Here is a 12,702-nt window from a genome sequence, read left to right as displayed (position 1 = left end):
GGTGGGCAGCTCCATCAGGAGGAATTCGCGTGGCTCCATCCACAAACAACCAACGCAACGTCGTCTTCGTCGACGGCATTCGCACCCCGTTCGGCAAGGCCGGCCCGAAAGGCATGTACGCCGACACGCGCGCAGACGATCTCGTCGTCAAGGCGATTCGTGAGCTGCTTCGCCGCAACCCGCAGCTCGATCCCGCACGGATCGACGAAGTTGCCGTTGCAGCCACCACGCAGACCGGCGACCAGGGCCTGACCATCGGCCGCACCGCTGCGATCCTCGCCGGTCTCCCCGAAACCGTTCCAGGATTCGCCATCGACCGCATGTGTGCCGGCGCGATGACCGCCGTCACCACGACCGCGTCGGGCATCGGCTTCGGCCAGTACGACGTCGTGATCGCCGGTGGCGTCGAGCACATGGGTCACCACCCGATGGGTGAGGGCGCAGACCCCAACCCGCGTTTCCTCGCCGACCGCCTGGTCGACCCGAGCGCCCTCGTGATGGGTAACACCGCCGAGAACCTGCACGACCGGTTCCCGACCATCACCAAGGACCGCACGGACGCCTACGCCGTCAACAGCCAGAACAAGTACGACGCTGCCAAGAAGGCCGGCTTCATCGCCGACACCCTGGTCCCCGTCGCCACCCGCAGTTCCGCGGGCTGGGGTCTGGCCACCGAAGACGAGCCGCCGCGCCCCGGAACCACCGTCGAAGATCTCGCGAAGCTCAAGACGCCGTTCCGCCCGGCCGGACGCATCACCGCCGGTAACGCAGCCGGACTCAACGACGGTGCCACCGCAGCACTGCTCGCCGGTGAGGACACCGCAGCCGAGCTCGGCCTGCCGGTCGGCATGCGCATGGTGGGCTTCGCCTACCAGGGCGTCGACCCCGCCGTCATGGGCATCGGCCCGGTTCCCGCCACCGAGAAGCTGCTGGCACGCACCGGCCTCAAGATCGAGGACATCGGACTCTTCGAGATCAACGAGGCGTTCGCCGTTCAGGTCCTCGCGTTCCTCGAGCACTACGGAATCGCCGACGACGACCCGCGCGTCAACCAGTGGGGCGGCGCCATCGCGTGTGGCCACCCCCTCGCTTCCTCGGGCGTTCGCCTGATGACGCAGCTCTCCCGCCAGTTCGCGACACGCCCCGACGTGCGCTACGGCTTGACCACCATGTGCATCGGCCTCGGCATGGGCGGCACCGTCATCTGGGAGAACCCGAACCACGCTGACTACCAGGCAGGAGTCAACTAAATGTCTGATATTGCAACAGCATTCGCCGACGAGGTCGTGACGAACGCCTACACGAAGATCATCTCGGTCCCCGGCATCGAGGGCCCGTTTGCACTGATCACCCTCGACAACGGCTTCGACCACACCAAGCCGTCGTCCTTCGGTCCCGGCGGACTCGCAGCATTCGACGCCGCCCTCGACGAAGCCTTTGCCGCCAACCCGGTTGCCATCGCCGTCACCGGCAAGCCGTTCATCTTCGCCGCCGGCGCGGACCTCAAGGGTGTTCCCGCGATCACCTCTCGTGAGCAGGGACTCGAGCTGGGCCGCTTGGGCCACAAGGTGTTCCGACGCCTGCGTGAGTCGTCCGTTCCCACGTTCGCCTTCATCAACGGTGTCGCTCTGGGCGGCGGCCTCGAGGTCGGACTGCACAGCCACTACCGCACGGTTGCCGCCAATGCGGGCGCACTGGGTCTTCCGGAAGCATTCCTCGGTCTGGTCCCCGGTTGGGGCGGAACGCAGTTGCTCCCCAACCTCGTCGGCCCGTCGAACGCCGTCACCGTGGTTATCGAGAACTCGCTGAACCAGAACAAGGTGCTCTCCCCCAAGAAGGCACTCGAACTCGGCGTCGTCGACGTCGTTCTCGACTCTGCCGACTTCATCGAGCAGTCCCTCGCCTGGGCGTCGCAGGTCCTCGCCGGCACAGTGACCCCCGCTCGCCCCGAGATCGATCGTGGCCAGGGCTGGGACGACGCGATTGCTCGTGCGAAGGCGATCGTCGACGGCAAGACCAAGGGCAACGCTCCCGGCGCCGTCAAGGCCGTCGAGTTGCTCGAACTGGCTCGCAGCACCGACATCACCGATGCCGCCTCGCTCGACAAGGGCTTCGCGGCCGAGGACGAGGCTCTTGCCGATCTTCTGCTGACGGACGAGCTCCGGGCTGGTCTGTACGCCTTCGATCTGGTGAACAAGCGCGCCAAGCGTCCCGCCGGAGCACCCGACCGCTCGCTCGCTCGTAAGGTCAGCGGCGTCGGCATCGTCGGCGCCGGCCTCATGGCCAGCCAGCTCGCGCTGCTCTTCGTCCGCCAGCTCAAGGTGCCGGTCATCCTGACCGACATCGACCAGGAACGCATCGACAAGGGTGTCGGCTACGTCCACACCGAGATCGAGAAGCTCCAGGGCAAGGGACGCCTGTCCCCCGACGCTGCGAACCGCCTCAAGGCGCTCGTCTCCGGCTCCCTCGACAAGGCCGCGTTCGCCAAGACCGACTTCGTCATCGAAGCCGTCTTCGAGAACATGGACGTCAAGAAGAAGGTCTTCGCGGAACTCGAGCAGTTCATTGCTCCCGAAACCATCCTCGCCACCAACACCTCTTCGCTCTCCATCACGGAAATGGCGTCCGGCCTCGAGCATCCCGAGCGTGTGGTCGGCTTCCACTTCTTCAACCCGGTGGCCGTTCTTCCCCTCCTCGAGATCATCAAGGGCAGCAAGACCGATGATGCCACTCTCGCAACGGCTTTCGCCACCGCGAAGTCGCTGAAGAAGTCCGCCGTCCTCTGCGGCGACAAAGCCGGCTTCGTCTTCAACCGCCTCGTCACCCGCACCTTGGGTGAGGTCATGTCCGCCGTCGACGAAGGCACCCCCTTCGACGTCGCAGACAATGCCATCGCCGAACTCGGCATGCCCATGTCGCCGTTCACCTTGCTGGCCCTCGTCGGACCCGCAGTGGCACTGCACACCGGTGAGACCCTGCAGGAGTCGTACCCGGACCGGTTCAAGAGCTCACCCGGACTCGAAGCACTCGTCGAGGCCCGCAAACCCGGCGTGTGGACCTGGGGCGAGAACGGTCAGGCCGTAGACCCCGAGGTCGCCGCACTGTGGCCGCAGGGTGACAAGGTGTCAACTTCGGAAGAGGTCCTCGAGCGCACACGTCGTGCATTTGCCGAGGAAATTCAGATCATGCTCGACGAGGGCGTCGTAGCGGCAGCCGAGGACATCGACCTCTGCCTGCTGCTCGGCGGCGGATTCGGATTCTGGAACGGCGGCATCACGCCGTACCTGGACCGGACCGGTACCTCCGAGGCCGTCAACGGCAAGCGCTTCCTCGCGCCCGGTGTTGCCAGCGTCTGAGTCAGTCGATCGACCCGTCACGGACGGCGTGCCCTCGGGTACGCCGTCCGTGGCGTTTGCGCAGGTTCAGAATAGGGTTCCCACATCGTCTTTCACGATGTTCTCGAGCGCACGCTCCGCGACGGCGGCGATGGTCATCGACGGATTGCACGCAGCGGAGTTTCCCGGCAGCAGAGCGCCGTCGAGCACGTACAACCCCCGCTGGCCCAGAACCCGCCCATCAAGATCGCACACCGAGTTCATGCAGGCACCGCCGAGGGGATGCCACGTGGAGGGCAGTATCGCGTTCGTGTCGGTGAGCAGTCCTCCTGCCGCGATCCGGTGGGCGGCCGGCCCGATGTGGCCTTGCTGGATCGCCGAATCCCCGTCCTTCGGCCAACGGAGCACCGCCTCACCCCGCGCCGAGTCGTACACGAACCGACCTCGGTCGTCGCTCACACCGAATCCGACCATCACCGTGCTGTGAGCGTCGAACGCAACGGGCGGGAACGACGCCTGAATGACGGTGAACGCATTATGCGGGTCGTCCCAGTTCCGGCTGCCGTAGACGACCGGCCCGCCCTGCGTCGCACCGAAGTTCTCGGCGAGATCCGACCAGATGTAGATCCGATCGGCATTGGTCCCCCACCCTGCGCCGAGCTCGTCCGGTAGATCCCTGATCCGCCCCGTTGCCGCGGCGCGGACCAGGAGTTTGGTGGTGTTCATGCTGCCGGCAGCCATGACGAGCGCATCCGTCGTCAAGATCTTGTTCTCGAGAATCTTGCCGGAAATGTCGGTCCGGTCCACGTACACGCGCCACCGTCCGTCGGCAGCCCGCTCGACATCGGTGACCTGGTGCAGAGTCTCCACATTCACCAATCCGGTCGCTTCCGCAGCCGCAATGTAGGTGACATCCACCGAATGCTTGCCACCGTTGTTGACACCGAGCGCGCCGTCACCGTTGGTGTAAGACGGCTTCATCTCACCCCTCAGTTCGGCCAACGCGAAGTTCCAGTCGATCGGCATCGGAATCTTCGACACGGGTAGACCGGAACGCGTTGCGTTACGCGCGAATACACGTGCCGCCTCGTAGTTCGGGCTGGAAATCAGTTCGTCTGGTGCAGTTTCCACTTGCAGCATCCGCGCCACCCGCGGGTAATGGACGCGGTCCATTCGTGCGTAATCGAGCTCCTCCGGAAAGTGCGTGTTGAAGACCGCTTCTTCCGGTTGCAGCGTCATCCCTTGGTACACAAGCGATCCGCCGCCCACACCGGCTGCGCAGATCGCGGTCATGTTCTCACCGGTCACCGTCTCCAACAACCCCGCGTATGGCTCGAAGATCGCCGGCCTGCCGAACAGAGTCGGGTTGGACTGATGCCAGAGGATGCGCTTGTCCGGGCTGGCGGGGTGCGGGAAAGTTTCGGCATTCGGCCCGGTCTGCCACCGAATCCCTCTCTCCAGCAAAGTGACCGGAACCCCCGCCTCGGCCAGGCGAAGTGCCGTCACCCCGCCGCCGAACCCCGATCCGATAACCACGACACGGTGCACTTCACGGGTCAGCGGAATCCCTGTTGCAGCCCTGGCAGTGCGTGGCGCCATCATCGCGACTCCCACGGCGGCCGTACCGGCCAAGAACGATCTACGTTTCACTCCGGACATGACTGGTGCTCCCTCGAAGAATGTCGCCAGAGAATTCCGGGCACGCCAAAACTAGACACTCTGACGCTCGAGTGTCAAGGTTTTGGCGGAGCAGGCAAGGAACTACGAGGTCGACCGGATTGCGGGCCCGAGCCACCTCGAGAGAAAGGCCCGCAAGGAGTCGTCGGAATGTACGAGGTCACTGTCGAATGCAACAACCGAAAGCCCCAGTCGCACGGCAATTTCCACTATCTCATCCAACTCCGCCTCGGTGGCGAGGCCACGTTCGACCATAGGGGTGAGCATCTGACCAGCGAAAGGTATTGCTCGACTCATCATTTCGAGATCGAAGACAGGGTTTCCCCGCTCGGCGAGGAGCAGAGTCGCGAGCACCGGGTGAGCACGCACGGCAGTTCGCGCGGCAACGATGAATTCGACGACGTATTCACACGCCGTGTCGACCGACTCCACCTGTGCCGTGATCTCCCCGAGAACCTCGACAGCGAGACCGCCCATCGCCTGGGAGACGACCTCTTCACGTGTGCCGAAAATCGAGTACACCGTCTGGCGCGAGACACCGGCCGCGGTGGCAACTGCGGCAATGTTCACAGCCTCGAATCCGCCACCTTCGATCAGTCCGAGGGCGGCACCGAGAATCTTCTGCTGTGATCGCACGAGGAAAGTATTGCCCACCGAAACGGTGCACTGAGAAACGCGGTCCAGATCCGACTCCCACCTGCATAAACGGCACAATCGGTTTCGTTTGGCTGCCGAAATTTATTAGGTTAGGCTGCCCTTCATGAAAACTTCTGTTCGGGGCTTCACTGCCCTCGGTGCGGCTGCAATCGCGGTCACCGCACTTGTCTCGTGCTCCTCGGATTCAGGCACATCCACGCCATCCCAAGGTACGGACGGATTCCCCGTCAGCATCGAGAACACCTTCGGCACCACGACCATCGACTCGAAGCCCGAGCGCCTCGTCACCCTCGGATGGAACGCGCAGGACATCCTGTACGCACTCGATCTGACTCCGGTCGGACAGCCCAAGTACACCTACGGCGCGGACGACAACGGCGTCATGCCCTGGGCGCAGGACTACTTCGACGCGGACAAGACAACGCTCTTCGACATGCCGGCCAGCGGAGAACCGCCGATCGAGTCCATCGCGTCGTTGACCCCCGACGTCATCCTCGCGCCGTACGAGGGCTTCGAGGAATCCGTCTACAACCAACTGAGCAAGATCGCACCGACGGCCGCCTACCCCGGCGCGGCCTGGCAGACATCCTGGCAGGACCAGACCCGCATCGTCGGCAAGGCAGTCGGCAAGAGCGAAGAGGCCGACAAGCTCGTCGACGGCCTCGACGCGACTCTCGCCGATACCGCCACAGCCCACCCGGAGTTCGCCGGAAAGACATTGGCAGTGGTCAACTTCGACACCGATTCGAGCAACATCAACGTCTATCTGCCCACTGATCCGCGGGTCCAGGTGCTGACCGAACTCGGGTTCGTCAACGCACCGGGCGTCGAGAAGCTAGCCGCGGACAATGCAGGTGGATCGTTCTTCAAGACGATCTCCTACGAGAACATCGCCGACATCGACGCCGATGTGATCGTCGGCTTCACCGACGGCTCCGGTGATCCGTCCGGCATACCCGCAGTCGGTGGACTCGGCGCGGTCAAGCGTGGATCCACCGCATTCCTCAGCGACACCCGGGTCATCGGCGGACTGAGCAACGTCAACGTCCTGAGCACGCCGTGGGTCCTCGGCCAGATCACACCGACGTTGAGCGAAGCCGCAAAGCGCGCCTCGGCCTAGAAACGAGATTTTCCCGACAACCCTCTCCGGCGTGATCCGTATCGAACGGCTCGCCGGAGAGGCGGGTGACCCGGAAATTCATGGCGAAGGATCTCGAAGACATCGCAGCAAAAGCCGAGCGTCTCTCGGGCGAGTAAAGCGCCCTCACCTGCACTTACCATATTGTTTGCATACTAACTGCAATCAATACGACATTACTGTGTCAAGCTGATTCTCTGCGGGAATGGACTCAGCTGGGTAACGGCGCGTGAGTCCCCGCCAAATCTGTCCCGGTGGGCGTAGCGTGCAGAGTGCTCGCGGATGGATCGGCGCATCGGGGTGTCGACCGTAGGGCCTTTGAGGGGGCAGGAATGGCATTCAGCGGAACCGCCTCCGGCGGAGGATCAGGCGCTACTCGCGCCGACGTCGGACATGCAGTGCTCTTCGCCGGCGCCGCCGCGCTCGGCGGTTTTCTGTTCGGATACGACACCGCCGTCATCAACGGGGCGGTCGGTGCGATCCGAGACAAGTACGACATCGGCGCCTCGGGCACCGGGCTCACGGTCTCACTGACTCTGCTCGGCGCAGCACTCGGCGCCTGGATCGCAGGCACACTCGCCGACCGACTCGGCCGCATCCGCGTCATGCAGATAGCCGCGGTGTTGTTCATTATCGGCGCCGTAGGCTCCGCAATTCCGTTCAGCGTCTACGACCTCACGTTCTGGCGCGTGGTCGGCGGCCTGGCAGTGGGTTTCGCGTCAGTCATCGCCCCGGCCTACATCGCGGAGATCTCCCCCGCCGCGATTCGCGGACGTCTCGGCTCGATGTACCAACTGGCGATCGTTCTCGGAATCGCCGTGTCGCAGTTGGTCAATTACGCCCTCCAAGCCGCGGCCGGTGGTGATCGCAATCAGATCGCAGGCCTCGAAGCCTGGCAGTGGATGCTGATGCTCGAGGCGGTTCCCGCAGTCCTGTACCTGATCATGACAACCACGATTCCCGAATCTCCACGGTTCCTCGTGGCGCAGGGCAAGGACGATCGTGCTCGCAAGATCATCTCCGATCTCGAAGGTGGAGATCACGACGCCGTCACCGAACGCATGAACGAGATCCGCGAATCTCTGACGGAGAAGCAAGCCAAGACCACAGTCCGCCAACTCTTCTCGAAGCGGCTCGGGGTCTCCCATCTGGTGTGGGTCGGTATTGCACTCGCCGCATTGCAGCAGTTGGTCGGTATCAACGTGATCTTCTACTACTCGAGCACCCTCTGGCAGGCGGTCGGATTCGGCGCCGACCGATCCCTGCTGATCAGCGTCGTGAGCGCCTTGGTCAACATCGTCGGTACATTTGTCGCCATCGCCGTCATCGACCGGGTCGGTCGAAAGCCGCTGTTGTTGGTCGGTTCCGCCGGTATGGCCATCTCACTGGGCACCGCGGCGTTCTGTTTCCATTCGGCAACAGTGACCAAGAACGAGATCGGCGAATCTGTGGCCACGCTGACCGGAGCGAACGCGACTATCGCACTTATCGGTGCGAACGCATTCGTATTCTTCTTCGCTCTGTCCTGGGGCCCGGTGGTCTGGGTGTTGATCTCCGAGATGTTCCCCAACCGCGTGCGTGCTGCAGCAGTAGGAATTGCGACCGCCACCAACTGGGTCGCGAACTTCCTGGTCTCCTGGACGTTCCCGGCACTGGCCGATTGGAATCTGTCGTACACCTACGCCGGCTACGCCGTCATGGCAGTGTTGTCGCTGTTCGTCGTCCTGAGGTTCGTGAAGGAAACGCGAGGCAGCACACTCGAATCCGTCCAGTAGCGAGATCTCACGGTTTCACACTGAAAAGCGGTGGCCCTCGGATTGATCCGAGGGCCACCGCTTTTCGAGATTATCGTGAGACGAGCCGTCAGCCTTGCGCGACTTCGCCCTGAGCCGACGCCGAGGACGCGTCTTCCTGGACGTGGACGCCGACGCTGCCCATCCCCGCCACCCAGCCGGTGATCTTGCGGGAGAGGTCCTGAGCCGTGAGTCCGAGTTCCTTGTGGATGGCCTCGCGGCTGGCGTGATCGAGGAACTGCTGGGGAACGCCCATGTCGCGGCACGACGTGTGCACTCCGGCTGCCCGCATCGCGGCCGAGACCGTCGAACCGATGCCGCCGTGCAGACCACCGTCTTCGATGGTGACCACGAGGGCGTACTTGTCCGCCATCTTCACCAGCGAATCCGCGACCGGCAGAACCCACCGCGGATCGACGACGGCAACCGAGATGCCCTGCTTGTCGAGCCGCTCGGCAATCTCGAGTGCCAGGGATGCAAACGGGCCCACCGCGACGAGGAGCACGTCGCCGCGCTCACCCTCGCTGGACTTGAGAACGTCGACCATTCCGTCGAGTCGCTTCACGGCCGGAATCGCTTCGGGTACAGCGCCCTTCGGGAAACGAACGACGGTTGGGCCGTCGTCGACGAGAAGTGCCTCGTCCAGCTCTTCCCGCAGTGTGTCGGCGTCACGCGGTGCCGCGACGCGGATTCCGGGGATGATTCCGAGCAGCGAAAGATCCCAGACCCCGTTATGGCTGGCACCGTCGACTCCGGTGACCCCGGCGCGGTCGAGCACGACTGTCACCGGTTGCTTGAGTAGAGCGACGTCCATCAACAACTGGTCGAAAGCCCGATTGAGGAAGGTCGAGTAGATAGCAACGACGGGGTGAAGTCCGCCCAGTGCAAGACCGGCGGCCGAGGTCATCGCATGCTGCTCGGCGATACCGACGTCGAAGATCCGATCGGGGAACTTCTCACCGAAGGCCGCGAGGCCGGTGGGCCCGGCCATCGCCGCGGTGATGGCGACGATGTCCTCACGACGCGAAGCCTGCTCGATCAACGCGGCCGAGAAGACCGACGTCCAGTCCGGCGCGGACGACTTGGTGCCGCGACCGGTGACGGGATCGATGACACCGGTGGCATGCATCTGGTCGGCCACGTCGTTCTCGGCGTGTGCGTAACCGTTGCCCTTACGAGTGACGGCATGCACGATGACCGGTCCGCCGTAGGCCTTCGCCCGGCGCAATGCCGATTCCATGGCGGCTTCGTCGTGTCCGTCCACCGGTCCGAGGTATTTGATACCGAGATCGGTGAACATGACCTGAGGGCTGACCGCGTCTTTGAGACCCGCCTTCATTCCGTGCAGGACGGAGTACGCGGTGCGCCCCACCCAGGGCAGTCTCTTGACCATGCGTCGGCCACTGTCGAGGGCGCGCTCGTAACTCGGCGCAGTGCGCAGTGCCGAGAGATGGTCGGCGAGTCCGCCGATGGTCGGTGCGTACGAGCGACCGTTGTCGTTGACGACGATCACCACCGGACGGTCCTTGCCTGCCGCGATGTTGTTGAGAGCTTCCCAACACATTCCGCCGGTCAGCGCGCCGTCACCGACGACGGCAACTACGTGGCGATTCTGACCCGTCAGCGCGAAGGCCTTCGCGAGGCCGTCGGCATAGGACAACGCGGCGGAAGCGTGAGAAGACTCGACCCAGTCGTGTTCGCTCTCGGCGCGGCACGGATACCCGGACAGTCCACCCTGCTTACGCAGAGTGTCGAACTGATCCTGACGACCGGTGAGGATCTTGTGTACATAGGCCTGATGGCCCGTGTCGAAGATGATCGCGTCCTGCGGCGAGTCGAAAATTCGGTGCAGTGCGAGGGTCAACTCCACGACGCCCAAGTTGGGCCCGAGGTGACCACCGGTCGCAGCGACCTTCAGCACGAGGAACTCACGAATCTCGTCGGCCAACTCCGTCATCTCGGCGTGGCTCAACTGACGTAGATCGTCAGGACCCTGAATGCGGGCAAGAACACCCAACGAGATCGCTCCCTCCGTGCTTCACAGCTGCACCGGTGCGCGCCGCGGCTGTCTTCGCGACAGTGCTGCCAGTCTACGGAGCGTTCCGGCGAACCGACACGCGGACTCGGCCCGATTCCGGTGTGACTTCGCGTAACAGCGAAATCCCGCGGATCGCTCGTGATCGCAATCACAGACAAATGGGATCCGTCGCGATCGACTCGGCAACTCTTCTTCCACAAAACGACCGCCATGTCAGCTTAAGGTCGACGTATGGGAACTGTGGTCGACGACCTGATAACGCGAGTGTTCGACGAAGTCCGATCACTCGACGAAGGCGAGTTGGCCGACTACATCCCCGAACTCGCGGCGGTCGCCCCCGATTCGTTCGGAATCTGCATCGCCACCGTAGACGGTTACGTCTACGAGATCGGTGACTCACGAGTCCCGTTCACCATTCAGTCGATCTCGAAGCCCTTCACCTACGCCTTGGCTCTCGCCGATCGAGGAAGCGAGGCGGTTGCCGCGAAAATCGACGTCGAACCATCCGGCGAGCCGTTCAACGAAATCAGCCTCGACCCGCTCACCGAACGGCCACGAAACCCCATGATCAATGCCGGCGCGATCACGGCTGCATCCCTGGTCGCCGGCGTCAATGCCGAGGTCCGCTTCGAGCGGATTCGCTCGGCGTACTCGCGATATGCGGGACGGGAGCTGACCTTCAACGAAGCCGTCTACACCTCGGAAGCCCGCACCGGTCACCGCAACCGTGCGATCGGCCACATGCTGCGATCCTTCGACGTCATCACCGGCAATCCCGACGAGGCCGTCGACCTGTATTTCCGTCAATGCTCGATCGACGTGACCTGCCGCGACCTGAGTCTGATGGCTGCGACGATGGCGAACAACGGTGTCAATCCGCTCACCCACGAGCGCGCGCTGGCACCCGCAGGCGTCGAACAGGTCCTCAGCGTCATGGCTACGTGCGGAATGTACGACGGCGCCGGCAAGTGGCTGGTAGAGGTCGGATTGCCGGCCAAGAGCGGTGTCGGCGGCGGAGTGCTGGCGGTTCTGCCGGGCCAGATCGGCATCGCCGTGTACTCCCCCAGGCTCGACGTTCACGGCAACAGTGTTCGCGGAGTTGCTTCTGCCCGGGCACTGTCGAAGGAACTCGAACTGCACTTCCTCCACGTGACGCGGGCGTCACGCTCGTCGATCCGGGCCAGATACAGCGTCATCGAAGCACCGTCGCGAGTACGACGCACCCCGACCGAACAAGCCGTGCTCGACGACGTCGGCAAGCGCAGCCGGGTCTACGAACTGCACGGCGATCTCCTCTTCACCGGTGCCGAATCGGCGGTCCGCGAAATCGGCTCGGTGGACGAGGGCCTCGAAGTTGTCGTCATCGACGTCCGCCGCGTCGACGACGCCAGCGACGTCGCGGTGCGCATGATCACTGCACTGCAGGTTCAACTGGCCGAGCAGGCTTGTGCGGTGGCCGTCGTCGATCCGCAAGGACTGCTGGGACAACGAAGTTCGAGCATCGACCCCGCCAGAAGAAGTGGTCGGGTTTTTGCGGACCTCGATTCCGCCATGCAGTGGTGCGAAGACACGCTGCTTGCGGTGCATTGTGAGGCCGATCGGCAGGCGTCGACGATCTCGATCGAGGACCACCCAGTTCTCGATGCTCTGTCCGCGGCACAGATCGAGGGATTCTCGGCAGAGTTGGAGACGCGAACCTATGCCCGCGGCGAGAAGATCGCCCGCCGAGGTGAATCGGCGTCTGGCTTCTACCTGATTCTCAGTGGCCAGGTCAGCACCATGTTCACCGACGCGCACGGGGTCGAGCACCGCATCACGACGCTCTCCGCCGGAATGACGTTCGGCGAGATGACGATGTTCCTCGACACTCCGTTCCTCAACGACATCCGCGCCGATTCCACGGTCACCGTCGCTGTCCTGACTCCGGAGCGATATGCAGAACTGACCGCACAGGCACCCGAGTTGAAACTTGCGCTGCTCGAACGACTGGCTGCGGGCGCCTACGAGCAATTGGACCTGATGTTGCGGAGTGCCATATCCGCCGGACGAATCGGATAGGAACCA

Annotated in this window: 8 protein-coding genes; 5 read left to right on the top strand and 3 right to left on the bottom strand. The window is 63.7% G+C overall.

Annotated elements, in window-relative coordinates; translation table 11 throughout:
- Nucleotides 1–29: 29 nt before the first annotated feature.
- Both AC1Q6C_RS14455 and AC1Q6C_RS14450 read left to right on the top strand, forming a co-directional pair.
- Nucleotides 30–1,250, top strand: coding sequence for a thiolase family protein (locus AC1Q6C_RS14455; protein ID WP_003942598.1), 1,221 nt, complete (start codon nt 30–32; stop codon nt 1,248–1,250).
- A complete protein-coding gene (locus tag AC1Q6C_RS14450) occupies nt 1,251–3,356 on the top strand; it encodes a 3-hydroxyacyl-CoA dehydrogenase NAD-binding domain-containing protein (protein ID WP_007732875.1) in 2,106 nt (701 codons plus the stop codon). It begins immediately after the preceding gene.
- A gap of 66 nt (nt 3,357–3,422) precedes the next feature.
- On the opposite strand, the gene AC1Q6C_RS14445 is transcribed toward AC1Q6C_RS14450, so the two are convergent.
- Nucleotides 3,423–4,994, bottom strand: a complete 1,572-nt coding sequence (locus AC1Q6C_RS14445; protein ID WP_230359828.1) for a GMC oxidoreductase — start codon at nt 4,992–4,994, stop codon at nt 3,423–3,425.
- Nucleotides 4,995–5,096: 102 nt separating this feature from the next.
- A complete protein-coding gene (locus AC1Q6C_RS14440; protein ID WP_042920005.1) occupies nt 5,097–5,648 on the bottom strand; it encodes a TetR/AcrR family transcriptional regulator in 552 nt (183 codons plus the stop codon).
- A 124-nt stretch (nt 5,649–5,772) separates the two neighbouring features.
- Here AC1Q6C_RS14440 and AC1Q6C_RS14435 point away from each other — a divergent pair, with 124 nt between their 5' ends.
- Nucleotides 5,773–6,789, top strand: a complete 1,017-nt coding sequence (locus AC1Q6C_RS14435) for an iron-siderophore ABC transporter substrate-binding protein (protein WP_058227947.1) — start codon at nt 5,773–5,775, stop codon at nt 6,787–6,789.
- A gap of 350 nt (nt 6,790–7,139) precedes the next feature.
- Nucleotides 7,140–8,582 carry a sugar porter family MFS transporter gene (locus AC1Q6C_RS14430; protein ID WP_007732869.1) on the top strand — a complete coding sequence of 481 codons (1,443 nt, stop codon included), beginning with the start codon at nt 7,140–7,142 and terminating at the stop codon, nt 8,580–8,582.
- Nucleotides 8,583–8,670: 88 nt separating this feature from the next.
- Here AC1Q6C_RS14430 and dxs read toward each other — a convergent pair whose 3' ends face one another.
- A complete protein-coding gene (gene dxs / locus AC1Q6C_RS14425) occupies nt 8,671–10,617 on the bottom strand; it encodes a 1-deoxy-D-xylulose-5-phosphate synthase (protein WP_230359826.1) in 1,947 nt (648 codons plus the stop codon).
- A 252-nt stretch (nt 10,618–10,869) separates the two neighbouring features.
- Between dxs and glsA the strand changes: the two genes are divergently transcribed.
- Nucleotides 10,870–12,696, top strand: coding sequence for a glutaminase A (glsA, locus tag AC1Q6C_RS14420; RefSeq protein WP_230359825.1), 1,827 nt, complete (start codon nt 10,870–10,872; stop codon nt 12,694–12,696).
- Nucleotides 12,697–12,702 lie beyond the last annotated feature (6 nt).

The sequence above is a fragment of the Rhodococcus sp. MT28 genome (assembly GCF_058792695.1).
The sequence above is the reverse complement of the archived record's forward strand: the minus strand, read 5'-3'. Positions and strand labels throughout refer to the sequence as shown.